The organism is Flavobacterium ponti, from assembly GCF_042652765.1.
GTDB lineage: Bacteria > Bacteroidota > Bacteroidia > Flavobacteriales > Flavobacteriaceae > Flavobacterium > Flavobacterium ponti.
Map to the genome: position 1 here is coordinate 1 of NZ_JBHSGW010000004.1, position 25,677 is coordinate 25,677.

The 25,677-nt window shown below is 30.8% G+C and carries 22 protein-coding genes and 1 tRNA gene; 19 read left to right on the forward strand and 4 right to left on the reverse strand.

Annotated elements, in window-relative coordinates:
* Window positions 1-274: 274 nt before the first annotated feature.
* Both ACFO3U_RS05280 and ACFO3U_RS05285 read right to left on the reverse strand, forming a co-directional pair.
* The gene (locus ACFO3U_RS05280; protein WP_379738800.1) at window positions 275-907 is read right to left on the reverse strand and encodes an endonuclease III domain-containing protein; all 633 of its coding nucleotides are present in this window, start codon (window positions 905-907) and stop codon (window positions 275-277) included.
* Window positions 908-982: 75 nt separating this feature from the next.
* Window positions 983-2,122, reverse strand: a complete 1,140-nt coding sequence (locus tag ACFO3U_RS05285; protein WP_379738803.1) for an acyl-CoA dehydrogenase — start codon at window positions 2,120-2,122, stop codon at window positions 983-985.
* A 96-nt stretch (window positions 2,123-2,218) separates the two neighbouring features.
* Between ACFO3U_RS05285 and ACFO3U_RS05290 the strand changes: the two genes are divergently transcribed.
* The 8 genes from ACFO3U_RS05290 (at window position 2,219) to ACFO3U_RS05325 (ending at window position 9,480) form a co-directional block, all read left to right on the forward strand.
* Window positions 2,219-3,289: an anhydro-N-acetylmuramic acid kinase gene (locus tag ACFO3U_RS05290; protein WP_379738806.1), complete on the forward strand. Its 1,071-nt coding sequence runs from the start codon at window positions 2,219-2,221 to the stop codon at window positions 3,287-3,289.
* Window positions 3,290-3,408: 119 nt separating this feature from the next.
* Entirely contained in the window at window positions 3,409-4,635 is a 1,227-nt protein-coding gene (locus ACFO3U_RS05295; RefSeq protein ID WP_379738809.1) for a Glu/Leu/Phe/Val dehydrogenase dimerization domain-containing protein, read from the forward strand.
* A 17-nt stretch (window positions 4,636-4,652) separates the two neighbouring features.
* Window positions 4,653-6,023 carry a sodium:proton antiporter NhaD gene (gene nhaD, locus ACFO3U_RS05300; protein ID WP_379738812.1) on the forward strand — a complete coding sequence of 457 codons (1,371 nt, stop codon included), beginning with the start codon at window positions 4,653-4,655 and terminating at the stop codon, window positions 6,021-6,023.
* Between the two features lie 48 nt (window positions 6,024-6,071).
* Window positions 6,072-6,776 (forward strand): MotA/TolQ/ExbB proton channel family protein, encoded by a 705-nt coding sequence (locus ACFO3U_RS05305; RefSeq protein WP_379738815.1) that lies wholly within the window; start codon window positions 6,072-6,074, stop codon window positions 6,774-6,776.
* Entirely contained in the window at window positions 6,776-7,177 is a 402-nt protein-coding gene (locus ACFO3U_RS05310; RefSeq protein WP_379738818.1) for an ExbD/TolR family protein, read from the forward strand. The genes ACFO3U_RS05305 and ACFO3U_RS05310 overlap by 1 nt, the downstream gene beginning before the upstream one ends.
* A gap of 110 nt (window positions 7,178-7,287) precedes the next feature.
* Entirely contained in the window at window positions 7,288-8,091 is an 804-nt protein-coding gene (locus tag ACFO3U_RS05315; RefSeq protein WP_379738820.1) for an energy transducer TonB, read from the forward strand.
* A gap of 12 nt (window positions 8,092-8,103) precedes the next feature.
* Window positions 8,104-9,318 (forward strand): bifunctional folylpolyglutamate synthase/dihydrofolate synthase, encoded by a 1,215-nt coding sequence (locus ACFO3U_RS05320; RefSeq protein WP_379738823.1) that lies wholly within the window; start codon window positions 8,104-8,106, stop codon window positions 9,316-9,318.
* A gap of 87 nt (window positions 9,319-9,405) precedes the next feature.
* Window positions 9,406-9,480, forward strand: a tRNA-Val gene (locus ACFO3U_RS05325).
* Between the two features lie 49 nt (window positions 9,481-9,529).
* Here the strand turns inward: ACFO3U_RS05325 and ACFO3U_RS05330 are convergent.
* Window positions 9,530-10,807, reverse strand: coding sequence for a UDP-N-acetylmuramoyl-tripeptide--D-alanyl-D-alanine ligase (locus ACFO3U_RS05330; RefSeq protein ID WP_379738826.1), 1,278 nt, complete (start codon window positions 10,805-10,807; stop codon window positions 9,530-9,532).
* A 63-nt stretch (window positions 10,808-10,870) separates the two neighbouring features.
* The gene (gene gldJ / locus ACFO3U_RS05335) at window positions 10,871-12,562 is read right to left on the reverse strand and encodes a gliding motility lipoprotein GldJ (RefSeq protein ID WP_379738829.1); all 1,692 of its coding nucleotides are present in this window, start codon (window positions 12,560-12,562) and stop codon (window positions 10,871-10,873) included.
* Window positions 12,563-12,765: 203 nt separating this feature from the next.
* Here gldJ and porU point away from each other — a divergent pair, with 203 nt between their 5' ends.
* The 11 genes from porU to ACFO3U_RS05390 all read left to right on the forward strand — a co-directional run bounded on the left by porU (window position 12,766) and on the right by ACFO3U_RS05390 (window position 25,664).
* Window positions 12,766-16,623 (forward strand): type IX secretion system sortase PorU, encoded by a 3,858-nt coding sequence (gene porU, locus ACFO3U_RS05340; RefSeq protein ID WP_465254190.1) that lies wholly within the window; start codon window positions 12,766-12,768, stop codon window positions 16,621-16,623.
* Window positions 16,624-16,661: 38 nt separating this feature from the next.
* A complete protein-coding gene (porV, locus tag ACFO3U_RS05345; protein WP_379738835.1) occupies window positions 16,662-17,825 on the forward strand; it encodes a type IX secretion system outer membrane channel protein PorV in 1,164 nt (387 codons plus the stop codon).
* Window positions 17,826-17,904: 79 nt separating this feature from the next.
* Window positions 17,905-18,387, forward strand: a complete 483-nt coding sequence (gene cdd, locus ACFO3U_RS05350; RefSeq protein WP_379738838.1) for a cytidine deaminase — start codon at window positions 17,905-17,907, stop codon at window positions 18,385-18,387.
* A gap of 131 nt (window positions 18,388-18,518) precedes the next feature.
* Window positions 18,519-19,520, forward strand: coding sequence for a pyruvate dehydrogenase (acetyl-transferring) E1 component subunit alpha (pdhA, locus tag ACFO3U_RS05355; RefSeq protein ID WP_379738841.1), 1,002 nt, complete (start codon window positions 18,519-18,521; stop codon window positions 19,518-19,520).
* Window positions 19,521-19,523: 3 nt separating this feature from the next.
* A complete protein-coding gene (locus ACFO3U_RS05360) occupies window positions 19,524-21,152 on the forward strand; it encodes a pyruvate dehydrogenase complex dihydrolipoamide acetyltransferase (protein ID WP_379738844.1) in 1,629 nt (542 codons plus the stop codon).
* 141 nt (window positions 21,153-21,293) lie between these two features.
* Window positions 21,294-21,758, forward strand: coding sequence for a YHS domain-containing (seleno)protein (locus tag ACFO3U_RS05365; protein ID WP_379738847.1), 465 nt, complete (start codon window positions 21,294-21,296; stop codon window positions 21,756-21,758).
* A gap of 3 nt (window positions 21,759-21,761) precedes the next feature.
* Window positions 21,762-22,151: a DoxX family protein gene (locus ACFO3U_RS05370; RefSeq protein WP_379738850.1), complete on the forward strand. Its 390-nt coding sequence runs from the start codon at window positions 21,762-21,764 to the stop codon at window positions 22,149-22,151.
* Window positions 22,152-22,236: 85 nt separating this feature from the next.
* Complete coding sequence (locus ACFO3U_RS05375; protein ID WP_379738852.1) at window positions 22,237-23,223, forward strand: M20/M25/M40 family metallo-hydrolase; 987 nt, start codon at window positions 22,237-22,239, stop codon at window positions 23,221-23,223.
* On the forward strand, window positions 23,213-23,896 hold the full coding sequence (locus tag ACFO3U_RS05380) for an SDR family NAD(P)-dependent oxidoreductase (protein ID WP_379738855.1): 684 nt from the start codon (window positions 23,213-23,215) through the stop codon (window positions 23,894-23,896). The genes ACFO3U_RS05375 and ACFO3U_RS05380 overlap by 11 nt, the downstream gene beginning before the upstream one ends.
* Before the next feature lie 2 nt (window positions 23,897-23,898).
* Complete coding sequence (locus ACFO3U_RS05385; RefSeq protein WP_379738858.1) at window positions 23,899-24,501, forward strand: SprT-like domain-containing protein; 603 nt, start codon at window positions 23,899-23,901, stop codon at window positions 24,499-24,501.
* 110 nt (window positions 24,502-24,611) lie between these two features.
* A complete protein-coding gene (locus ACFO3U_RS05390; RefSeq protein ID WP_379738861.1) occupies window positions 24,612-25,664 on the forward strand; it encodes a mannose-1-phosphate guanylyltransferase in 1,053 nt (350 codons plus the stop codon).
* Window positions 25,665-25,677: the final 13 nt, after the last annotated feature.

The window sequence follows — 25,677 nt, forward strand, 5'->3', positions numbered from 1 at the left end:
GCAGATGGTACTGCAGTAATGTGGGAGAGTATGTCGTCGCCTTTCTTTTAAAAACCCTTATCATTTAGTTGATAAGGGTTTTTTGTTGTTGTAAACTTTTTTTAAAATCATTAAAAATTACAAGTGCTGTAATAAAACAAAATTATGATGTTTACTGAGTGTTGCGTGAGGGATAGGAGCAATTGTTTGAGCTCTTTTTTGTCTCGGTTTTAAAAACGAAACAAAAAAAGCGAGTGCGGATAGCCCGACCCAAAGGGACACGCCCAAAAAAAAATTAGGACTTTTGTTGAAAATATTGACAATGAATATTTATAGAACATAAGTCACATTTTGGGTTTTTGGGTCTGCAAATTTCTCTACCTAGAAATGAAAAAGCCATTCCAATTTCATTCCAAATTTCATAAGGTAATTGTTGCATTAGAAGTTTTTCAATTTTATTACCATCTTTAATTTCAGGAGTTAAACCAATTCTAGGAACTACCCTTATTACATGTAAATCCACTATTATTCCTTCTGCTTTTTTGTTCATTTCTCTTAAAATGACATTAGCAGATTTTCTACCAACTCCTTTTAATTTTATTAAATCATCTAAATTAGTTGGAAAATTTTTATTTATCTGAATAATGCTAGCTGTTTCAAATATCCAATTTGATTTATTTGAATAATTTTTTACTGAAGTAATATAGCTACTTATTTCACCAGAACTTGATTTTGAGAGACTTGTTATATTTGGATATTTTTCAAAAAAATTAACTTTAACTTTATTAATATTTGCATCTGAATCTTGAGCTGAAAGGATTACCATGATTAATAACTCATACAAATTATCATAAACTAATGGATGTTTTTTGTCTTTGTATTTATTAATTAATGGCTGGAGGTTTTCTTTCCAATTGTTGAATAACATTTTTATTTTAAAAGTAATAAAAAAAGAGTTCAACTTATAAAAATTGAACTCTTTTTAAAGATTAAAAAATAATAACTAGTTTGTTAATCCTCTTGAAATAACTATTCGTTGGATTTCAGAAGTTCCTTCATATATTTGGGTGATTTTTGCATCACGCATCATTCTTTCTACATGATATTCGCTAACATAACCATTTCCGCCATGGATTTGAACTGCTTCAATGGTTGTATTCATTGCAGTTTCTGAAGCAAATAGTTTTGCCATTGCACCAGAATGAGAAATATCTTCACCATTATCTTTTTCAAAACCTGCTTTATAACATAACATTCTTGCAGCAGTAATTTGAACATGCATATCTGCTAATTTGAATGCTATTGCTTGATGTTGAATGATTGGTTTTTTAAATGCTACTCTCTCTTGAGCATATTTTAAAGCCAACTCATAAGCACCTTGAGCAATTCCTAGAGCTTGAGAAGCAATTCCAATTCTTCCTCCATTTAACACATTCATTGCAAATGCAAATCCAAATCCGTCTTCACCTATTCTATTTTCTTTAGGAACTTTTACATCAGAAAACATTAAAGAATGTGTATCTGAACCTCTAATTCCCATTTTTTTCTCTTTTGGTCCGATTGAAAAACCTTCCCAACCTTTTTCAACTAAAAAAGCATTAATTCCTTTATGCCCTTTTTCTACATCAGTTTGAGCAATTACAATGTATGTTGAAGCAGTTCCACCATTTGTAATCCAGTTTTTTGTTCCGTTTAATAAGTAATGATCACCTTTGTCAATAGCAGTTGTTTTTTGTGAAGTTGCGTCTGATCCAGCTTCTGGTTCTGATAAACAGAAAGCACCTATTACTTCACCGGTAGCTAGAGGTACTAGATATTTTTGTTTTTGTTCTTCGTTACAGTATTTTTCGATTCCTGCACAAACTAAAGAGTTATTTACTGACATAATTACAGCTGCAGAAGCATCCACTTTTGCAATTTCCTCCATCGCACATATGTAAGAAATACTATCTAAACCAGCACCACCATATTTTGGATCAACCATCATTCCTAAGAAACCTAATTCAGCCATTTTTTTGACTTGCTCTTCAGGGAATTTAGAATGTTCATCTCTTTCAATTACTCCTGGTAATAATTCTGTTTGAGCAAAATCCCTTGCAGCTTGCTGAATCATTATTTGCTCTTCGTTTAATTTGAAATCCATAATCTAAAATATAATGTTTTGAATTTATGTTAAAATAAGTTGACAAATGTACTTATTTATTGGCAAATTTTCAATAAGTATTTGTAATTTTAAGCCATGTTTAAGCAGAACTATAACGTTATCGGAGTTATGTCAGGAACTTCATTGGATGGAGTTGATTTGGCTCATATTAAATTTCATAAAGATTTGAATTGGAATTATGAAATTTTAGAAACTAGTACTATTCCCTATTCCGAAAGTTGGCTAAAAATTTTAAAAGGAGCAGTTGGTTTTTCTGAAACAGAATTGGAAAAATTAAATATAGACTACACAAATTTATTAGCCCATATAATTAAAGATTTTATTTCTAATTTTAAAATTGACGATTTAGATGCAGTCTGTAGTCATGGACATACTGTTCTGCATAAACCAGAATTAGGATTTACATTACAAATTGGAAACTTACCAGTTATTTCAGAATTAACAAACCAAACAATTGTTTGTGATTTTAGGGTTAATGACATTCGACTTGGAGGACAAGGTGCTCCATTAGTCCCAATAGGAGATAAGTTATTGTTTTCAGAATATGATTATTGTTTAAATTTAGGAGGTTTTTCCAATATTTCATTTGATGAAAATCAACAAAGAATTGCTTTTGATATTTCACCAGTCAACACGGTTTTAAACTATAATTCAAATATATTAGGTTTTCCTTATGATGATAGAGGTTTAATAGCAAAATCTGGAAATTTTAATTCAGATTTATTTGATAAATTAAATGATTTAGATTTCTATAAATTATCTTTTCCAAAGTCATTAGGAATTGAATTTGTCAATGAATTTATCTTTCCTATAATTAAAAGTTTCATAATTCCTACAAAAGACATAATGAATACGTTTGTAGAACATATTGCATTTCAAATTAGTAAAGTAATTTATAAAAAAAGAGCAAAATTACTAATAACAGGTGGTGGAGCTTACAATGATTTTTTATTAGAGAGAATTAAATTTTATTTACCTAATATTGAGGTGGTTATTCCTGATAATAAAACAATAGAATTTAAAGAAGCATTAATCTTTGCTTTTCTAGGAATTTTGAGAATGAGAAATGAAATTAATGTTTTGAGTAGTGTGACTGGAGCACAAAAAAATCATTGTAGTGGATTGATATTTGAACGAAAAAGATAATTATCTCTTAATGAATAATATATGTTTTAGGTATTGTTATTAAATTACTAAAACTTTCTGTTTGTTTTAAGTAATCATTCAGAATATGTATATTTGTGGAACACAATTTTATAGAATTAATGAAAGATTTATTACAAAAATTTGAGAACAAAGAACCAGAGATAGTTTTTAATTGGAAAGATCCAGAAACAGAAGCAGAAGGCTGGACAGTTATAAATTCACTTAGAGGTGGTGCTGCTGGTGGTGGAACTAGAATGAGAAAAGGATTAGATATGAATGAAGTGCTTTCATTGGCTAAAACTATGGAAGTGAAATTTTCTGTTTCAGGTCCTGCTATTGGAGGTGCAAAATCTGGAATTAACTTTGATCCAAATGACCCAAGAAAAAAAGGAGTTTTAGAACGTTGGTACAAAGCAGTTTCTCCACTACTTAAAAATTATTATGGTACAGGTGGTGATTTAAATGTTGATGAAATTCATGAAGTTATTCCAATGACTGAAGAATGTGGTGTTTGGCATCCACAAGAAGGTGTTTTTAATGGACATTTTAAACCAACAGAAGCAGATAAAATTAACAGAATAGGACAATTACGTCAAGGAGTAATTAAAGTTATTGAAAATCCAAATTTCTCTCCAGACGTTATGCGTAAATATACTGTAGCTGATATGATTACTGGTTATGGTGTAGCAGAAGCTGTTCGTCATTTTTATGATATTTACGGTGGAAATGTAAAAGGTAAGAAAGCTATTGTTCAAGGTTTTGGAAATGTTGGATCAGCAGCAGCATTTTATTTAGCCGAAATGGGAGCTAAAGTTGTCGGAATTATTGATAGAGATGGTGGATTAATAAAAGAAGAAGGTTTCAGTTTTGAAGAAATTACAGAATTGTTTTTAAACAAAGATGGAAACAAGTTGGTTGCTGAAAACATGATACCTTTTGAAGAAATCAATAAAAAAATCTGGAATATTGAAGCTCAAATCTTTGCTCCTTGTGCAGCATCACGTTTAGTTCAAAAGTCACAAATAGATGAAATGATAGCTTCAGGTTTAGAGGTTATTTCTTGTGGAGCAAATGTTCCTTTTGCAGATAAGGAAATCTTTTTTGGACCAATTATGGAAGAAACAGATAAAAAAGTAAGCTTAATTCCTGACTTTATTTCAAATTGTGGAATGGCAAGAGTTTTTGCCTATTTCATGGAGAAAAAAGTACAAATGACAGATGAGGCTATCTTTTCAGATACTTCTTCTATCATTAAAAATGCTATTCAAAAAGCACATGATCTTAATTCAGATAAGAAAAACATTAGTGCTACTGCTTTTGAAATTGCATTAAAACAATTAATTTAAAAATCATAAAAATATAGATGGAAGCAATTTTAATAATTATATTTATTGTAGGGTATTTAGCCATTGCCTTAGAACACAATTTAAAAGTAGATAAGCTAGTTCCAGCACTTGGAATGATGGCAATTTTGTGGGCAATTATTGCAGTTGCTCATTTAGATGTTTTTGAGGTAAATACAGCAACTAAGTCTTTAGAACAACATCATATTGAAGGTGTTTTACTCCATCATCTTGGAAAAACTGCTGAGATTCTTGTTTTTTTATTAGGAGCAATGACTATTGTAGAAATCATTGATTATTTTGATGGATTTTCAACAATCAAATCCTATGTAAAAACTAAACGTAAATCTAGTTTATTGTGGTTATTTACCACATTGGCTTTTATTTTATCTGCTATTATTGATAATTTAACAGCAACAATTGTATTAATAACAATACTACAAAAAATAGTAAAAGAAAAAGAGGTTCGTTTGTGGTATGCTGGTTTGATTGTAATTGCTGCAAATGCTGGTGGTGCTTGGTCTCCAATTGGTGATGTAACTACTACAATGCTTTGGATTGCAAATAAAGTAACTGCTTCTAGTTTAATCGAACATGTACTTTTACCATCAATTTTCTGCTATGCTGTTCCAACATTTATTGCTTCCAAATTAAAAATTTTTAAAGGAAAAATTGCAACTGAAGAATTAAAAGATGAAAAACCAACTTCAAAACATAGTGCTACAATGTTCTATCTTGGTTTAGCAGGAATATTATTTGTTCCAATTTTTAAAACGATTACACACTTACCTCCTTACATGGGAATGATGTTGTCGTTAGCAATAGTATCAATATTTGCTGAATATTTTAGCAGTTCTAAATTTACAATGGCAGACGCTTCTACTGGTGGTGGTGCATTACCAGCAAGTCATAGTCCAATTCATCATTCGTTATCAAAAATTGAAATGCCAAGTATTCTATTCTTTTTAGGAATTTTAATGGCTGTGGCAGCTTTAGAATCTTTAGGAATGTTATTTGAATTTGCAGGAGTTTTAGAAAGTTCAGTTCCTTTGTTAGGTACAGAGCATGCTTCTACTCATATTTCAGATTTAGTAGTTTTATTGTTAGGAATAGGGTCTGCTATAATAGATAATGTACCTTTAGTTGCTGCAAGTATAGGAATGTTTTCTATTCCAACGGATGAACCTGCTTGGCACTTTATTGCCTATTCAGCAGGAACAGGAGGAAGTATGTTGATTATCGGATCGGCTGCTGGTGTAGTAGCAATGGGAATGGAAAAAATTGATTTCTTTTGGTATTTTAAAAAAATTGCTTGGTTAGCATTGATTGGCTTCCTTTCAGGATTTGCAGTTTTTGTCTTATTAAGAGACTTTTTATTAAATGCAGCTTAATACAATTTTTATAGTACATTTACGTTTTAAATACATATTAATAATTCTATGAGTATATTTCTTCAAGCAGATAGTTTAGCAGTTGCTAACCAGGTATTAACAGATGACCAACCAGTAGAACAAACGCTTTCAATTTGGTCTTTATTAACAAGTGGTGGAATTGGTGGTCAAGCCATTATTTTAGTCTTATTTATCTTATTGTTTTTTGCATTATTCTTGTATTTTGAAAGAATTATGGCAATTAACAAAGCTAGTAAAATTGATTCTAGTTTTATGAATAACATTAAAATGAATATCGCTTCAGGAAAAATTGATAATGCAAAAATGATTTGTGCTCAGTCAAACTCACCCGTAGCTAGACTAATCGAAAAAGGAATTTCTCGTATTGGAAAACCTCTTGAAGACATCAATACAGCTATCGAAAATGCTGGTAATTTAGAATTATACAAATTAGAAAAGAACACTTCAATGCTAGCTACTATCTCTGGGGCTGGACCAATGATTGGTTTCCTAGGGACAGTTGTTGGTATGATTCTTGCTTTTCATAAAATGGCAAGTGGTGGTGGACAAATCGAAGTTGGAGCATTAGCTGAAGGAATTTATACAGCAATGACAACAACTGTAGTTGGTCTTATTGTTGGAATTATTGCTTACATTGGATACAATCATTTAGTAGTAAAAACTAACAAAGTGGTTAATCAAATGGAAGCCAATGCAGTAGATTTCCTTGACTTATTAAATGAGCCAGTATAATGAAGTTAGGTAAAACAAGAAATAAAGTCTCTACAGAATTCAATATGTCATCTATGACTGATATTGTTTTCTTGCTACTGATTTTCTTTATGCTAACATCAACAATGGTAACAACTAATGCATTAGATTTAGTATTACCAAAAGCAAAAGGAAAAACCGATAGTAATAAAAACACAACGGTTAACATAAATGGAAAATCTGAATTTTTCATTGACAAAAACCCAGTTTCAAAAGAACAATTAGAAGAACAACTTTTAGCCATTCTTCCTTCTGGAGATGACAAAGCAAGAGCCATTGTTCTTAGAGCTGAGAAAACTGTTGAGTACGATAATATTATTTATGTAATGGATATTGCTAATAGAAACCAAATTAAAACGGTTTTAGCAGTTGATCCAAAATAGAATTTTTAGGAGCTGTTTCCTGCTGTTCACTATATCTTTTTTTTACAAAAAAAGGATGCCGTTACCATCAGGGCTAGGGTAATTAGTTTAAAATAAAAAATTAGTTTACTATGAAACTTATAGAAACACCAGAAGAAAAAAAATCTTTTGCTATTACATCAGGTATTTTTGTAATCATAGCACTAATATGTATATTTTTCGGATTAACTTATATGGATCCACCACCAGAAAACGGAATTGCAGTTAATTTTGGAACTAGCGATGTGGGTCAAGGAGAAGTGCAGCCAACAGAACCTGTTCAAGCAGCAGCTCCACAAACTCCAAGTAAACCAGTTGAATCTCAAGAAAACTTATCAACACAAGACGATGATTCTCCTGTGGTAGCACCTAAAAAAGAAAAAGTTAAACCAACACCAAAAACAACTCCTAAAGAAACAAAACCAACAGAAAACACTAAACCAGTTGAACCTACAAAGCCTAAAAATTCTGTTTTAGATGGAATGATAAAAGGAAAAGATAAAGGAACAACAAAAGGTGGTCACGGAGATGATGGTGAGCCTGGTGACAAAGGAAATATAAATGGAGATTTATATGCCAATAGTTTTTGGGGTAATGGAAAAGGAACAGGTAGCGGAAACGGTACAAAATGGGGTTTAGCTGGTAGAAGTTTAGCAGGAAATGATAAAGTTGTTCAACAATGTAACGAAGAAGGAACAATAGTTGTTCAAGTAACAGTTAACAAACAAGGAAGAGTAATTGATGCTCAATATTCTGCAAAAGGGTCAAATTCTACGAGTCAATGTTTAATAAAGCCAGCTATTGCAACAGCACGAACATTTAAGTGGAATCAAGCACCAGATGCACCAGATACACAAATAGGTTTTGTAGAAATTAACTTCAGAGTAGGAGAATAATCAATTTTTTTAATGAACTATCAAGAAACAACTGAATGGCTTTTTAATCAATTGCCTATGTTTCAACAACAAGGAGCTTCTGCCTACAAGAAAGATCTATCTAACACTTTAGCTTTAGCAAAACACCTAAAAAATCCCGAAAATAAATTCAAATCTATACATGTAGCTGGAACTAATGGTAAGGGTTCAACATCTTCAATGTTAGCTTCAATTCTTAAAGAAGCAGGTTATAAAGTTGGATTATATACCTCTCCACATTTAAAAGATTTCAGAGAACGAATTAAAATTAACGGTAAAGAAATTGCTGAAGAGTATGTTGTTGAATTTGTAAAAGAAAACAAATCCTTTTTCGAACAGAATCAATTAAGTTTCTTTGAAATGACTGTTGGTTTAGCATTTCAATATTTTAGTGATGAAAAAGTGGATTTGGCTATTATTGAAGTTGGAATGGGAGGGAGATTAGACTCTACTAACATAATCACACCTTTAGTTTCTGTTATTACAAATATTGGCTTTGATCACACCCAATTTTTAGGAAATACTTTAGAATTAATTGCTGCTGAAAAAGCTGGTATTATAAAGAAAAATATTCCGGTAGTTATTGGAGAATATCTTCCAGAAACTAAAAAAGTATTTCTTGAAATTGCTCAAAAAAATAATGCACCTATTTATTTTGCACAAGAAAATAAAAACGAAGATTTGCCATGTGGCTTACTAGGTGATTATCAAGTTCAAAACAAAAAAACAGTTTTACAAGCTATTGAATTAGTTAAACAATATTTTTCAATTTCTGATTTAGCAATTGAAAACGGTTTGTTAAATGTTGTAAAAAATACTGGTTTATTGGGTAGATGGCAGCAATTGGGAGCAAATCCAACTATAATTTGTGATACTGCTCATAATGCTCATGGATTACAAATTGTAATGAATCAAATAAAAAAACAAATATTTAAGCAATTGTATATCGTTTTAGGAGTTGTTAATGATAAAGATTTAGATTCGATTTTGCCTTTATTTCCAAAAGGTGCTTTTTTTTATTTTTGTAAACCAAATGTTTCAAGAGGATTGGATGCTGAAGTTTTAAAGCAATTTGCTGAAAATTACAATTTAAATGGACTAGTATGTAATTCGGTTTCAGAAGCTTATATTCTAGCTACACTAGAAGCTAATGAAGGTGACTTTATTTATATAGGAGGAAGCACTTTTGTAGTAGCAGAAATTGTTTAATTTTTTTTTATTAAAATGTTTGCTACATTAAAAAAGTAGTGTATATTTGCACTCGCAATACGGAACAAGTATGGCAAAATTAAAATAGGGCGATTAGCTCAGCTGGTTCAGAGCACCTCGTTTACACCGAGGGGGTCGGGGGTTCGAACCCCTCATCGCCCACAAAAAAAGCAACTCATTTGAGTTGCTTTTTTTATTTAAAGTAATTTTATTATAGTAAATCCAAGGTTCTTTCCAAAGCCATCCCTCTTGACCCTTTTATTAAAAAAAAACTGTCTGAAACAGATTTAAAAGTGTTTGAAAAACTTTCATAATCCTCAAAAAAGAGAATATTTTTTAATTCTTTCTTTACTTGAAAAAAATGTTTCCCAACAAAATATATTTTTATTTCTGGATGACTTACTGCTAAATCAACAATTTTTTTATGTTCTACAAAACTTTCATCACCAAGTTCAAACATGTCTCCTAGAATAGCAATTTTTGGATTATTATCTAATTGAAAAAAATTAATTAAAGCTGCATGCATACTACTTGGGTTTGCATTATAAGCATCCAAAATGATTTCGTTACCATTTTTGCGAATTAATTGCGAGCGATTATTTTCTGGAATGTAATTTTCAATAGCTTTTTTAATGGCTTCGTCATCAACTTTGAAATATTTTCCAATAGTTACTGCAGCATTAATGTTGTTTGCATTGTATATTCCAATTAAATTTGATTGAATTTCAAAATCATTATATCCTATTGTAACCATTGGATTAGTGGCAACTGATGTAATAAATACATTTGCGTCTTTGTTTTCTTGTGAAAAAGTATATCTATTTAGAAGTTTAGACTTTTCATTTTGAATTGTATCATCTAAGTTGACAAAAACAATTCCATTATTTTCTTTTAAGTAAGTATACATTTCGCTTTTGCCTTTTATAACTCCTTCAACACCACCAAAACCTTCTAGATGAGCTTTTCCAAAATTTGTAATGTATCCAAAATCAGGTTCTGCAATAGTGCATAAAAACTTTATTTCTTTTTGATGATTAGCACCCATTTCAATAATACCAATTTCGGTTTCTTTGCTAAGTCTCAATAAAGTTAACGGTACACCGATATGATTATTTAAGTTACCTATAGTAGCAATAGTTTTAAATTTCTTAGATAAAACAACATTTATTAATTCTTTAGTTGTAGTTTTTCCATTGCTTCCTGTAAGGCTAATTATGGGTAATTGAAGTTTTTTTCTATGGAAATTAGCTAACTCTTGAAGAGCTTTTAGACTGTCATCAACTATGATTGTTCTTTCGTCAATATAAAAGTCTTTATTATCAATAATAACATATTTAGCTCCTTTTTCTAGAGCTTCTTTGGTAAAAGTATTAGCATCAAAGTTTTCTCCTTTTAAGGCTACAAATAATGAATTTTTATCGATTTTTCGAGTATCTGTTGAAACAGAAGAGCATTCTAAAAATTTAGAATAAATAGTTTTTATTTCCATAAAGTAAAGATATAAAAAAAGCCCTTTTTGAAAAGGGCTTTTTTTAAAGTATGTTAAAGAAAATTAATTTCTTGCTTTTTTCTTGTTAGTTTTTGGACCAACTTTAGACATTGCACATCTAAATCCGATATAATCAGTTGACATATCTTGTGGAAAATATCTTCTTGATGCTGGATCTAACCAATAAGCTCTATCTCTCCAAGAACCTCCTTTGTAAACTCTTACGTTATCGTCAACTAAAGTAGTTCTGTCGTTAGATTTGTCATATTGTTTTAATAAGTCACCTAAACTATCTCTTGAAACTGAATGCTCTGGAGAATCATACATTCTATGCTTATCTTTTTCTGCTTCTGATTCTTCTTCTGTATTACCAAAGTCAAAATAACGAGTAGATTGTCTATCACCATCTCTGTAATTTCTGTTGTCAGAAGTCGAGAATTGAGTTCTTAAGTAAGTTTCGTTTTCGTCAACTGGTACTTGAGCAATTTGACCTGGGAAGTTACGAGCAACAATTTTACCATTACTTAAAGTATCATAAGCGATGTTGTCCATAGTTACTAATTCAACTGTTCCATCTTCTCCGATTTTGTTTTTCAAATAAACGTTACCTCTATAGTAGTTGAAATCATTTGCTTCATCATCAACAATAGGTCTGTAAACATCAGCAACCCATTCTGCAACGTTTCCTGCCATATCATATAAACCAAAGTCATTAGGAGCATAAGCTTTTACATATTGAGTAATATCTGCACCATCATCTGACCATCCAGCAATTCCACCGTAATCACCTTTACCTTGCTTAAAGTTAGCTAATTGATCTCCTCTTTTCTTTCTTTTTCCAGAACGAGTGTATTGACCATTCCAAGGATATTTCTTTTGTCCTTTGTATAAGTTGTACTCTCTGTTTCCTACTAAAGCTAGAGCAGCATATTCCCATTCTGCCTCAGTTGGTAAACGATATTCTGGTAAAATTAAACCTGAACTTCTTTGAGCATACACATTCGTTGCAGTCTCGTCAGCATTTTCACCTTTTTTACCTTTAGATCCTCTTGCGCCTTTTTGTAGAACGATTTCTTCATTACCACCATAAGTTTGTGTTGGAGCAGCTAAATATGTTTCAGTACTGAAATTTGCATCAGCAGCAACATCAGTGATTTTTGCATCTTTTTTTAAGAAACCTTCTCTTTCAAGGATATTTTCGTTAACACGATCAGTTCTCCATTTACTAAATTCAACAGCTTGAATCCAGTTAACACCAACTACAGGATAGTTTGCATAAGCAGGGTGTCTTAAATAGTTAAGTGTCATTGTTTCATTATAACCTAAACGGTTTCTCCATACTAATGTATCAGGAACTACACCATCATATATGTTTTTGTAGCTTTCTTCAGTTGGTGGGAAAACTTTCTTAACCCAGAATAAATACTCTGTGTACATAAAGTTTGTAACTTCAGTTTCATCCATGAAGAATGATTGAACGTGTTGTTGATTTGGAGAGTTATTCCAGTCATGCATTACGTCATCTTGAACTTTACCCATAGTAAATGTTCCACCTTCGACTGGAACCATTCCTGGAGGAGTTTCTTGTTTTTTGTACTTTGCATTGTACTGAAATCCACCTTTTTTGTCATTAATTTTCCATCCAGTAGCAGATGAAGCTCCTTTTGAACTACCTTTTTTGCTACAACTAGTAAAACTAACTGTTGCTGCAACAGCTATTAATACAGGTAAGGCTTTGAATTTGATACTTTTCATACTTTAAGTAGGTAATAAATTTTGGTTCGCAAGATAATAATTAACCATTAAATCGCAACATTTTTTTATTTTTTTTTTAATTGGTGTATTTTGAGATACAACTTGATAACGTTATAATTTTATTTTTATTGTTTTTTTATTGTGTAGAAGAAAAAAATATTCTCTCTTTGTAATATAATTTTAAGTTTTTCGTTTTGCTATTGATGAAAAAGAAAGTATCCACACTTATTATATTTTTAATGTTTTCTATTACAATTTTTGCTCAAAATAAAGTAGCAATTAAAATTGAGTGGAAACGGTCTGATTATTCAATACTAGATAAACAATTTGTTTTTCCAAGTTTTCAAGAAAAATATTATGATGCTGATGTAGCTATTAAAAAATTGTACTTCAAAAGTAATTTTGCTTCATCAACGATAAGTGTTGTAAATTTAATTGACTTTAAAACTGAAGTGATTAATGAAAAGGACTTATTTGATTTAGATAAAAATAAATTAGAAAATAAAATAAATTTTCAATCAGGTTATTCTAAAGCAAGAGACGAATATTATATTTCATATTCTTTTAATCCTATATTCATCGAAAATGGAATTATTAAAAGAGTAATTTCTTTTGAATATGAAATTGTCAATTCGCAAAGAGGAATTGCAAATAATAATTTTACTCAAAACATTCAAAACTCCGTTTTAGCTTCAGGTGATTGGTATCGTTTTTATGTTGAAAAATCTGGTGTTTATAAAATTACTAAAGGGTTTCTTGAAAGTTTAGGCTTTAATACTAATGTTGATCCAAGAAACATTAGAATATATGGTAATGGTGGAAGAATGGTTCCTTTGTTAAATAGCACACCTTACCCTATTGATTTGGAGGAAAATGCTATTCAGTTTATTGGAGAAGAAGATGGAAATTTTTCAAATCAAGATTATATTTTATTCTATGCAGAAGGGACGGATACATGGAGTGCTGAAAACAGAACACACCTTAATTTATATGAAGATAAATCTTATTATTATGTAACATCTTCTCTAGGAACGGGAAAAAGAATTCAAGAAAGTGCACAACCAACAGGTACTCCTTTAGTAAATTTTACGGTTTTCGATGATTATAAATTTTATGAAAAAGATTTGTTTAATCCAGGGAAAATTGGAAGAAAATGGCTTGGGGATCAATTTGGAGTTGAAAACGAAAAAACTTTTGAGTTTACAATTCCTAATATTGTGACATCTTCACCAGTAAAATTTTATGCTAATTTGGCTTCTTCTTCTTTTGGTAATACAAGTTTTCAAGTAACTGCTAATCAGCAAAATTTAGGAACTGTGAACATTGTCTCTTTGCCAGATTTTACTTTTGCAGTTGAAAATTTTTTAGAAACAACTTTTAATGCTTCTAATCAAAATATTGCAGTTAAATTAACTTACAATAATGGTGGTGTTCCTGCTTCTAGAGGTTATGTTGACTATATTATACTACAAGCTAAAAGAAATTTGACAGGTTATGGAAATCAATTTATTTTCAGAAATCTTGAAGAGGAAACAAACATTGGAGTTGGTCAATATACCATTACAAATGCATCATCTATATCACAAGTTTGGGATGTGACCGATATTTACAACACAAAAAAATACAGTAATAATCAAGGAACTTTTTCGTACAAAGTTAATTTAGGGCAAGCTAAAAAATATGTTGCAGTTGATGTGAATGATTATTTTAATCCTTTAAAAGAGTCAAATTCAAAAGTTGTAAACCAAAATATAAAAGGAACTATTTTTAATTCAGTTCAAGGAAATTTTGAGGATATAGATTACCTAATAATTACACCTAGTTTTTTATACAGTCAAGCTGAAAAGTTAGCCAATTTTCATAGAAATTATAGTGGTTTAAAAGTACGAACTGTAAAGCTTGAAGATATCTACCAAGAGTTTTCTTCAGGAAAACAAGATGTAGCAGCTATTAGAAACTTAGTAAAATATGTTTATGATAATGCTTCAACTCCTAATAAAAAAGTGAAATATGTAAATTTATTTGGAGATGCTTCTTTTGATTTTAAAGATAGAATTCCAAACAATACTAATATAGTTCCTGTTTTTCATGGGTTGAACACAAATGCTACAATGTCAAATAATTCTTCAAATTACTCTGTTTTAAATTCATTCATGTCTGATGATTTCTTTGGTTTGATGGATGATAATGAAGGACAGATGTTGCCAATTAATCCTGATGGAATTGATATTGCTGTAGGTAGAATGGTGGTAAGTTCATCGCAACAAGCTGAAGATGTTGTAAATAAAGTTATTCATTATTATGATGAAAAATCGTATGGAAGGTGGAGAAATAGTTATGTTATTTTAACAGATGATGCGGATTCTGTTTCGGATTCTGGTCTACAGTTTGGTTTAAATGACATGATAGATAATTTAAACAATAATTATCCCTTTATAAATGCTAAAAAAATTCACACAGATGCTTATGTTCAGGAAGTTTCTGCTGGAGGGAATAGATACCCTAAGGCTAAACAGGATTTTGTAGATGCAATCCAATTAGGTGCTTTAGTCGTAAATTATTATGGTCATGGTGGAGAATATGGTTTTGCTCAAGAAAGATTATACGAAATAAATGAAGCTATAAATTTGAGTAATTACAACAATTTGCCTTTGTTTATTACTATGACCTGCGATTTCAGTCGTTTTGATAATCCTTATTTACAAACTGGTGGTGAATTCACTTTTTGGAATCCAGAAGGAGGTGCTATTAATTTGGTAACAACTACTAGGTTAATTTTTGTACCTGTTGCTTCAACGATGAATGATAATTTTAATTTCTTTTTGTATCCTGATGCAAATAATAATCAAGTGTCAATTGGTGAAGCATTGAGAAAAGCAAAAAACATGAACACTAGTGATAACAGAAGAGTTGTTTTTAATATTGGTGATCCAGCTTTAATGTTAGCAATCCCAAAACCAAAAGTTGTTTTGACAAAAATAAATGGGGTAGATGTAAGTCAGCCAACAGACGTGTTAAATGCTTTAAGTTATGTAACACTTTCTGGAGAAGTAAGAAATTTAAATGACAATTTATTAACAACTTACAATGGGGATTTAGCGGTTCAAATTTTTGATAAAACAATACAAAGACAAACGTTAGGGAATGACGGTGTAAAAGATAGTTCAGGGAATTTAATAGTAATGAATTTCACAACTCTTGGAGAAACTATTTTTAGAGGAAATGCATCAGTTGTAAATGGAAAATTTGAGTTTGGTTTTGTAGTGCCAAAAGACATTAAAATTGCAGAAGGAAATGGAAAGGTTAGTTTTTATGCAAAATCAACTAATCCAACTCTGCAAGATCAAACGGGTCATGATTTTTCAGTTAAAATTGGAGGAATAAATCTAAATGCTCCTGAAGATACAACACCACCAACTGTAAGGTTATACATGAATGATGAGTCTTTTGTTTATGGTGGAATTACAAATGATTCTCCAATATTTCTAGCTTTCTTAGAAGATGAACATGGAATTAATACGGCTAGCGGAATTGGACATGATATTGTGGCTATTTTGGATGGTGATGAAATCAATCCATATGTTTTAAACGATTATTACGAAACAGAATTAGATAATTATCAAAAAGGGAAAGTGCGTTTTCCATTTAGAGATTTAGAACCAGGTTTGCATACGATTACTTTCAAAGCTTGGGATGTTTATAACAATTTAATCACAGCTGAAATTCAATTTTTGGTTGTTGGCGATGACGGAATAACATTAAGTAATGTTCTAAACTATCCAAATCCTTTTGTGAACTACACGGAGTTTTGGTTCAATCATAATCGTCCTTTTGAAATGTTGGATGTTCAAGTGCAAATTTTCACAATAACAGGTAAAGTGGTTAAAACTATTAATCAATCTGTTTTAACAGAAGGATTTTTGTCAAGAGAAATAAAATGGGATGGTAGAGATGACTTTGGAGATAAAATTGGAAAAGGTGTTTATGTTTATAAACTAACAGTTGTTTCAACTATAGATGGTAAAAAATCAGAAAAACACGAGAAACTTGTAATACTTTAATAAAATAGTATATTTGTCAATTAAATAAGAATGAAAAAATGAAAAAAATTGCTTTAATAATTTTAATAATCACAACTTTTAAAACTCAAGCACAAGATAGAGTTATAACAACTGGAGTTCCGTTTTTATTAATTGCAGCTGATGCTCGTTCTGCTGGTATGGCTGACATGGGAGTTGCTACTTCTGCGGATGCTTTTTCGCAACAATATAATCCTGCTAAATATGCTTTCTCTTTAAAAGAACAAGGGTTTTCTTTGAGTTATACACCTTATTTGACTGATATTGCAAATGATATTTCATTAGGACAAGTTACTTATTATAATAGAATAAATGAGCGTAGTGCTTTTGCAGGAAGTTTAAGGTATTTTGGATTAGGTGATATTGAATTAAGACAATCTTTTGACGATACACCTAGAACAGTTTCTCCAAATGAACTAGCTCTAGATGGTTCATACTCTTTGAAATTAAGTGAGAGATTTGCAATGGCAATTGCAGGTAGATTTATTCGTTCAAATCTAAAAATTCCAGATGGAACTACTGATGCTTCAGCTGCTTCAACTTTTGCTTTTGATGTGGCAGGTTATTACCAATCAGAAGAAGAAGCTTATAGTGATTTTAACGGTCGTTGGAGAGCAGGTTTTAATTTACAAAATTTAGGACCAAAAATTAAATATGATAATGATGTAACAAATACTAATTTCTTGCCTGCTAATATGCGTTTAGGTGCTGGATTTGATTTTATCTTTGATGAGTATAATAAAGTTGCATTAACAGGAGAAGTAACAAAATTATTAGTGCCAACACCTCCAGAAATTACAGATGTTAATGGTGATGGAGAAATTGATAGTCAGGATTCTTCACAATTATACAATGAATATAGAAATATTGGTTGGGTTTCGGGTATTTTTAAATCATTTAATGATGCTCCAGATGGTTTTTCAGAAGAGTTAAAAGAATTCACTTGGGCTTTAGGTGCAGAATATAGTTATCAAGACTCATTTTCTATTCGTACAGGTTATTTTAACGAAAGTGTAGAAAAAGGTGCTAGAAAATATTTAACTCTAGGAGCTGGTTTCAAATATCAAATAGTAAAAGTAGATTTGTCATACTTATTCTCAGCATCAAAAGTAAGAAACCCACTAGAAAACACATTGCGTTTTTCTTTAACGTTTAACTTTGGGGATGAATATGATGAATATTAATCGATAAGAAATAAAAATAACTAAATCCAAATTCTATTTTTTTAGAATTTGGATTTTTTTTCCCTTTTAAAGAAATAATATGAGAGAATTAAATATAACTACTGCTTTTAAAGTTTATGATTCTATTGAACAATTGGATTTAAGTGTTAAAAACTTAATGGAAAAAGCTATTGAAATTAGAAAAACAGCATATGCTCCCTATTCTAAGTTTTCTGTAGGAGTTGCTCTAATTTTAGATAATGATGAAATTATAACAGGAACAAACCAAGAAAACGCAGCATATCCTTCTGGTTTGTGTGCAGAAAGAGTTGCTGTATTCTATGCAGGTTCCCAATATCCAAATTCAAAAATTTTAAAACTATGCATTAGTGCTTCTCCAAATGACAGAGATTCGGATATTCCCATTCCTCCTTGCGGAGCTTGTAGACAATCAATTGCAGAATACGAATTCAAACAAAATACTCCTATTGAGATTTATTTTATGGGAGCAAAAGGTGAAATTTATAAATCAGATTCATTGAAGAATTTATTGCCTTTTATGTTCGACAAAAACCATCTATAACGATTTCGTTAATTGTTTTTAACGAATTGTCAGTAAAAAACATAAAAATCATGAAATTTAATTTTTTCAATCAGCTAGGAAATAGTATTTTTGCTAATTATGAAGTGAATTTCATTAAATAACATCAAACAATGAAGCCAATTACAAAAGAAGTGTACCTAAAGTGGTACGAAGATATGCAGTTTTGGAGAAAATTCGAAGACAAATTAGCTGCACTTTATATCCAACAAAAAGTTAGAGGATTTTTACATTTATATAATGGTCAAGAAGCTGTTTTAGCTGGAGCATTACATGTAATGGAATTAGGTGGAAAAGATAAAATGATTACAGCTTATCGTAATCACGTTCAACCTATTGGAATGGGTGTTGATCCAAGAAAAGTAATGGCTGAATTATTAGGTAAAGTTACCGGTACTTCAAAAGGAATGGGTGGTTCTATGCATATTTTCTCTAAAGAACATGGTTTTTATGGTGGACATGGTATTGTAGGTGCTCAAATTCCAGTTGGAGCAGGAATGGCTTTTGCAGATAAATATTTTGAAACAGGTGGAGTTACTTTAACTTATTTTGGTGATGGTGCTGCTCGTCAAGGTTCTTTGCATGAGGCTTTCAATATGGCAATGAATTGGAAATTACCAGTTGTATTCATTTGTGAAAACAATGGATATGCAATGGGAACTTCAGTAGAAAGAACAGCAAATCATACTGATATCTGGAAATTAGGTTTAGGTTACGAAATGCCTTGTGGACCAGTTGATGGAATGAATCCTGTTAAAGTAGCTGAAGCAATGCACGAAGCAATGGAAAGAGCAAGAAGAGGAGATGGTCCTACATTCTTAGAAATGAAAACATACAGGTATAGAGGTCACTCAATGTCTGATGCACAATTATACAGAACAAAAGACGAAGTAGAAGAATACAAAAAAATTGACCCAATTACACAAGTATTGGATATCATAAAAGAAAATAATTACGCTACAGAAGCAGAAATTGAAGCTATTGACGAAAGAGTTAAAGATTTAGTGGAAGAATGTGCCACTTTTGCTGAAGAATCTGATTTTCCTGAAATTCAACAATTGTATGACGTAGTGTACGAACAAGAAAATTATCCATTCATACCTCATAAATTATAAAACATGGCAACAGTAGTAACAATGCCGCGCTTAAGCGACACAATGACGGAAGGAACTGTAGCAACTTGGCTAAAAAAAGTTGGGGATAAAGTTAGTGAAGGTGATATTTTAGCTGAAATTGAAACCGACAAAGCTACCATGGAATTTGAATCATTCAATGCTGGAACCCTTTTGCATATTGGTATTCAAGAAGGTGAAACAGCTTCAGTAGATTCATTATTGGCTATTATTGGTAAAGAAGGTGAAGATATATCTGAACTTTTAAAAGGTGAAACTTCTAATGATGAAAAAGAGGAAGAACCAAAATCAGAAACAAAAAAAGAAGAAAAAGAAACTTCAGAAGCTAAAACTACAAATACCGAACTTCCAAAAGGAGTAAAAGTAGTGACAATGCCACGTTTAAGTGACACAATGACTACTGGTACAGTAGCAACTTGGTTGAAGAAAGTTGGTGATAAAGTTAGTGAAGGTGATATTTTAGCTGAAATTGAGACTGATAAAGCCACAATGGAGTTTGAGTCTTTTAATGCAGGTACATTATTATACATTGGCATTCAAGAAGGTGAAACTGCACCAGTTGATAGCGTTTTAGCTATTATTGGACCAGAAGGTACAGACGTTTCTGGAATTGCTGAGAATTATTCAGCTGCTTCTGAATCTAAAGAGGAATCAAAATCAGAAGAAAAAGAATCGACATCAAAAAAAGAAGAGTCTACATCGCAAACATCTTCATCAACTTCAAATGGTGGAAGAATTTTTGCATCTCCTTTAGCGAAAAAAATAGCAGAAGAAAAAGGAATTGATTTAAGTCAAGTTAATGGTTCAGGTGAAAACGGTAGAATCGTTAAATCAGATGTAGAAAATTATACTCCTTCTGCAAAATCAGCTGAACCAGTGGCTCAAGCAGCAGCAACTTCAAGTGACGTTAAACCATTTGTTCCAGCTGGAGAAGTTTATCAAGAAGAAATCAAAAATTCGCAAATGCGAAAAGTAATAGCAAAACGTTTAGCTGAATCTAAATTTACAGCTCCTCACTATTATTTAACAATTGAGTTAGATATGGATAACGCTATTGCTTCAAGAAATATGATCAACGGTTTGCCTGATACTAAAGTGTCATTTAATGATATGGTTATCAAGGCATCTGCAATGGCATTGAAAAAACATCCTCAAGTAAATTCGCAATGGAAAGACGATGCAATGATTATCAATCACCATGTAAATATTGGTGTTGCTGTTGCCGTTGAAGATGGATTGGTAGTTCCAGTATTGAAATTCACAGACCAAATGAGTTTAACACAAATTGGTGCAAACGTAAGAGATATGGCTGGAAGATCTAAAGCTAAGAAAATCCAACCTAACGAAATGGAAGGAAGTACCTTTACAATTTCTAACTTAGGAATGTTTGGAATTCAGTCTTTCACGTCAATCATTAATCAACCAAATTCAGCAATTTTATCTGTTGGAGCAATCGTTGAAAAACCAGTAGTTAAAAACGGACAAATTGTTATAGGTAATACTATGACAGTAACTCTTGCTTGTGATCACAGAACAGTTGATGGTGCAACAGGAGCACAGTTCTTACAAACATTCAAAGCATTTATGGAAAATCCAGTTACAATGTTAGCTTAATTTTCTTAAAAAATTATAACTAGAAAGTCTCGATTTTTGTCGGGACTTTTTTTGTTTTATTTGTTTTAGTTGTGTAACTAACATTTTGATTTTTAGTACTTCCCTAAATTTGTTTAACAATTTAATCTAAAAATTAAAGTTATGAAAAATCAATTAATAATACTTTTAATGGCTTTTGTTTCTATTTCGACTTTTGCACAGACTGAAGCAAAAAGAGCAGAACAATTTAATTTAGAAAAAAATAAAGTAGCAGTTCAAGGCTATGATGTAGTTTCCTATTTTAAGCAAAACAAAGCGGTAAAAGGGAATAAAGATTTAGCTGTTAGTTATGAGGGTGTAATTTATTATTTTTCTTCACAAACCAATAAAGATGCTTTTAAGAAAAGTCCAGCTTCATATGAACCTCAATATGGAGGTTGGTGTGCTTATGCAATGGGAAATTCTGGAGAGAAAGTTGAAATTAATCCAGAAACATTTAAAATTTTAAATGGTAAACTATACTTGTTTTACAACGCTTTTTTTAATAATACTTTAAAAAGTTGGAATAAAGACGAAGTTAATTTAAAGAAAAAAGCAGATTTAAATTGGAAAAATTATATCAAATAAATCATGAAAAAGTCAATTTTAATTTGGATTATTAAACTTGTTGCAGTTGTAATTCTTTTGCAAACCTTATTTTTTAAATTCACAGCAGCACCAGAAAGTGTTTATATATTCACAACTTTAGGCATTGAACCTTATGGAAGAATTGGTTCAGGAATAGTTGAGTTAATTGCATCAATTTTAATTTTAATTCCAAGAACAACCTTATTAGGAGCAATTCTGGGTTTAGGCACAATGGCTGGAGCTATTTTATCTCATGTAACTAAATTAGGAATCGAAGTGAATAACGATGGAGGAACATTGTTCACACTTGCAATCATTACTTTTATTTGTTGTACGATTTTAATTTTCATTTATAAAGAAAAAATTCCATCGCTATTGAAGTTTAAAATATAAATTGTTGATAGATTTAACAATAAACAATACAATTAAAGTCTCGATTTTGTCGGGATTTTTTTATTTTTACTAAAACTTATACAAAATGAAAAAAATATATTTTTTAGCTTCATTATTAGTAATTGCTTGTGGTTCTCCAAAATTACTTTCAACTTCAGATTCAGTTACTACAGAAACTAATTCTTCAATTGCTAAAATAAATTTTGCTAAAGAAGAAAATGTTGCCAAAACATTGAAATTCTTAGCTTCAGATGATAACGAAGGAAGAGATTCTGGTAGCAAAGGAATTGAAAAAGCCAGTGTTTTTCTTGAAAATATGATGAAAGAAAATGGCATAAAACCTTATTTCAAAACCTATCGAGATACGCTTTCTAATTTTGATAAGCCAGCATATAATATTGTTGGATTCATTGAAGGAAATGATCCAAAACTAAAAAGCGAATATGTTATAATAGGTTCTCATTATGATCATATTGGAAAAATTGCTGCTATAAATGGAGATGAAATTGCCAATGGAGCTAATGATAATGCTTCTGGTTCAACAGCAACTTCGGAAGTAATGAAATATTTTGCCAAAAATAAAACCAATAAAAGAAGTTTGATTTTTGTATTCTTTTCTGCAGAAGAAAAAGGGTTGTTAGGTTCAAAACATTTAGCCAAAAAATTAAAAGCTGAAAATTTAGATTTATATTTCATGTTCAATTTTGAAATGATAGGTGTGCCAATGAAAGACAAAGATTTCCTATTATACATTACAGGTTTTGGAAAAACAAATATGGCTTCAAAAATGAATGAATACAATGGTGAAAAAGTAATTGGATATATTCCAGCTGAGACTAAATATCAACTGTTTAGAGCTTCTGATAATTATCCATTCTTTACAGAATTTGAAGTTCCTGCTCAAACGGTTTCTACATTTGATTTTGAAAATTTCGATTTTTATCACAAACCAGACGATGAATTTGAATTAATGGATACCAAACATATGACAAATGTTATTAATACCATGATTCCTATTTTAGAAATTATGATGAACAAACCAACCAAAGAAATTACGATCAATGCAAAATAAAAATATAATAATCACTGGAACTTCAAGAGGAATTGGTTATGAATTAGCTTTGCAATTTGCTAATGAAGGACATAACGTTTTAGCTCTTTCAAGAAAAACTCAAAAAGCATTAATCGAACACAAAAACATAACATGTTTATCGGTTGATTTAAGTTTAGATGCCTCGATTGATGAGGTTGAAAATTTCATTAAAAACAATTTCAAACAAGTAGATGTTTTAATTCATAATGCAGGAGCTTTATTACACAAACCATTCGAACAAATTACTTCAAGTGAATTTGAAAATATTTATAAAGTAAATGTTTTTGGAGTAGCTAGCTTAACGCGAATTTGTATTCCATATCTTCAAAAAGGCAGCCATGTGGTAACCATTAGTTCTATGGGAGGCATTCAAGGAAGTATGAAATTTGCAGGTTTGGCTGCTTATAGCTCAAGTAAAGGTGCAGTGATTACATTGTCAGAATTATTAGCTGAAGAATACAAAGAACAAGGAGTAAGTTTCAATGTGTTAGCCTTAGGTTCAGTAAATACAGAAATGTTGCAAGAAGCTTTTCCAGGATATGAAGCACCTCTTTCAGCCTCAGAAATGGCAAATTATATTCACGATTTTGCATTGACAGGAAATAAATATTACAACGGGAAAGTATTGCAAGTTTCCTCAACAACGCCATAAAATTGAGTAACGTTTTAGAAAAATATTTGCCTTCTCACGCTGTGGAACCTTGTTTTGAACTTATCAAAATGAATCATGTGCATTTAAAAATTGTTAATGAGCGTCAAACTCGTCATGGTGATTATAGAAAAGATGCACAAGGTTTTCACTTAATAACAATTAATGCCAATTTAAATAAATACAGATTTCTCATAACATTGATTCATGAAATTGCTCATTTAGTTGCTTTTCAAAAATTTGGAAGAAACATAAAACCACATGGAGTAGAGTGGAAACATACTTTTCAAAGATTAATGGTGCCATTCATTAGACCAGAAATTTTCCCAAATTCCGTTTTGTCTTTAGTAGCTAATCATTTTAGAAATCCAACAGCAAGTAGCGATACAGATGCACGATTGGCTTATGCCTTAAAACAATTTGATGAAAGAAAACCTGATGTGTATTTCATTCATGAAGTGCCAAATGGAAGTTTATTCAGAATAAAAAATGGCAGAATTTTTCAAAAAATTGGATTGAGAGTTAAGCGTTATGAATGCACAGAAATGAGTAGTGGAAAAACGTATTTGTTCAATGCAAATGCTGAAGTAGAAATAATTCCAAATTAATTAGTCTAAAGTAAAGTGTATTTCAAAGAAGATAATAAACATTTAATAGAATTTGAGATTAATTAGTATATTTAGAAATTAATTTTGTAAATATAAATTACAAAAAAACAATGAATAAAAATTATTATGCAATATTGATGGCTGGTGGAGTTGGTTCTCGTTTTTGGCCAGTAAGTACAGTTGATTTTCCTAAACAGTTTCATGATATGCTTGGAACTGGAGATACTTTAATTCAAAAAACATTTTCTAGATTAGCCAAATTGATTCCAGCTGAGAATATTTTTATCCTAACCAATGAAAAATACAACAATTTAGTTTTAGAGCAATTGCCGATGGTAAAACAAGAACAAGTTTTGTTAGAACCAGCAATGCGAAATACAGCACCGTGTATTTTATATGCCTCCTTAAAAATTCAAAAGCAAAATCCTGATGCTCTAATGGTTGTAGCTCCAAGTGATCATTGGATTGAAGATGAAGATGAATTTACTCAAAATTTAAAACAATGTTTTGATTTTTGTAATTCAGAAAATGCCTTAATGACCTTAGGAATTCAACCAACATTTCCAAATACAGGTTTTGGTTATATTGAATTTGATAAAACAGATTCAAACCCAATAAAAAAGGTAAATCAATTTAGAGAAAAACCAGATTATGAAACAGCAAAATCTTTTTTAGCTAGTGGTAATTTTCTGTGGAATGGGGGTATTTTTATTTGGAGTGCAAAAGCTATAACACAAGCTTTTTCAGAATTTCAACCCATTATGAATAATTTGTTTGTAAGAGGTTTGGATAGGTTAAATACAAGTGCAGAGCGAGATTTTATCAACGATAATTATGCTGGAGCAGAAAATATTTCAATTGATTATGCTATTTTAGAAAAAGCAAATAACGTTTATGTTTTGCCAGCTACTTTTGATTGGAATGATCTTGGTACTTGGGGCTCCTTGCATGAAAAATTAGATAAGGATGAGAATAAAAATGCTGTTGTTAACGCAACTGTAGTTTTAGAAAATGCATCTAATAATATAATAAGAGCTAACAACAAAAAAACAATTGTTATAGACGGATTAAATGATTATATCATTGTAGATAAAGATGATGTTTTATTAATTTATCCAAAAAGCAAAGAGCAAGATATTAAAAAAATTGTTTCAAAATTATAAGAGTCTATTAGTC

Excerpts from the sequence above, each read along its gene's own strand:
- ACFO3U_RS05280 (WP_379738800.1), bottom strand. The coding sequence starts at position 907 with ATGTTATTCAACAATTGGAAAGAAAACCTCCAGCCATTAATTAATAAA.
- ACFO3U_RS05285 (WP_379738803.1), bottom strand. The coding sequence starts at position 2,122 with ATGGATTTCAAATTAAACGAAGAGCAAATAATGATTCAGCAAGCTGCA.
- ACFO3U_RS05290 (WP_379738806.1), top strand. The coding sequence starts at position 2,219 with ATGTTTAAGCAGAACTATAACGTTATCGGAGTTATGTCAGGAACTTCA.
- ACFO3U_RS05295 (WP_379738809.1), top strand. The coding sequence starts at position 3,409 with ATGAAAGATTTATTACAAAAATTTGAGAACAAAGAACCAGAGATAGTT.
- nhaD (WP_379738812.1), top strand. The coding sequence starts at position 4,653 with ATGGAAGCAATTTTAATAATTATATTTATTGTAGGGTATTTAGCCATT.
- ACFO3U_RS05305 (WP_379738815.1), top strand. The coding sequence starts at position 6,072 with ATGAGTATATTTCTTCAAGCAGATAGTTTAGCAGTTGCTAACCAGGTA.
- ACFO3U_RS05310 (WP_379738818.1), top strand. The coding sequence starts at position 6,776 with ATGAAGTTAGGTAAAACAAGAAATAAAGTCTCTACAGAATTCAATATG.
- ACFO3U_RS05315 (WP_379738820.1), top strand. The coding sequence starts at position 7,288 with ATGAAACTTATAGAAACACCAGAAGAAAAAAAATCTTTTGCTATTACA.
- ACFO3U_RS05320 (WP_379738823.1), top strand. The coding sequence starts at position 8,104 with ATGAACTATCAAGAAACAACTGAATGGCTTTTTAATCAATTGCCTATG.
- ACFO3U_RS05330 (WP_379738826.1), bottom strand. The coding sequence starts at position 10,807 with ATGGAAATAAAAACTATTTATTCTAAATTTTTAGAATGCTCTTCTGTT.
- gldJ (WP_379738829.1), bottom strand. The coding sequence starts at position 12,562 with ATGAAAAGTATCAAATTCAAAGCCTTACCTGTATTAATAGCTGTTGCA.
- porU (WP_465254190.1), top strand. The coding sequence starts at position 12,766 with ATGAAAAAGAAAGTATCCACACTTATTATATTTTTAATGTTTTCTATT.
- porV (WP_379738835.1), top strand. The coding sequence starts at position 16,662 with ATGAAAAAAATTGCTTTAATAATTTTAATAATCACAACTTTTAAAACT.
- cdd (WP_379738838.1), top strand. The coding sequence starts at position 17,905 with ATGAGAGAATTAAATATAACTACTGCTTTTAAAGTTTATGATTCTATT.
- pdhA (WP_379738841.1), top strand. The coding sequence starts at position 18,519 with ATGAAGCCAATTACAAAAGAAGTGTACCTAAAGTGGTACGAAGATATG.
- ACFO3U_RS05360 (WP_379738844.1), top strand. The coding sequence starts at position 19,524 with ATGGCAACAGTAGTAACAATGCCGCGCTTAAGCGACACAATGACGGAA.
- ACFO3U_RS05365 (WP_379738847.1), top strand. The coding sequence starts at position 21,294 with ATGAAAAATCAATTAATAATACTTTTAATGGCTTTTGTTTCTATTTCG.
- ACFO3U_RS05370 (WP_379738850.1), top strand. The coding sequence starts at position 21,762 with ATGAAAAAGTCAATTTTAATTTGGATTATTAAACTTGTTGCAGTTGTA.
- ACFO3U_RS05375 (WP_379738852.1), top strand. The coding sequence starts at position 22,237 with ATGAAAAAAATATATTTTTTAGCTTCATTATTAGTAATTGCTTGTGGT.
- ACFO3U_RS05380 (WP_379738855.1), top strand. The coding sequence starts at position 23,213 with ATGCAAAATAAAAATATAATAATCACTGGAACTTCAAGAGGAATTGGT.
- ACFO3U_RS05390 (WP_379738861.1), top strand. The coding sequence starts at position 24,612 with ATGAATAAAAATTATTATGCAATATTGATGGCTGGTGGAGTTGGTTCT.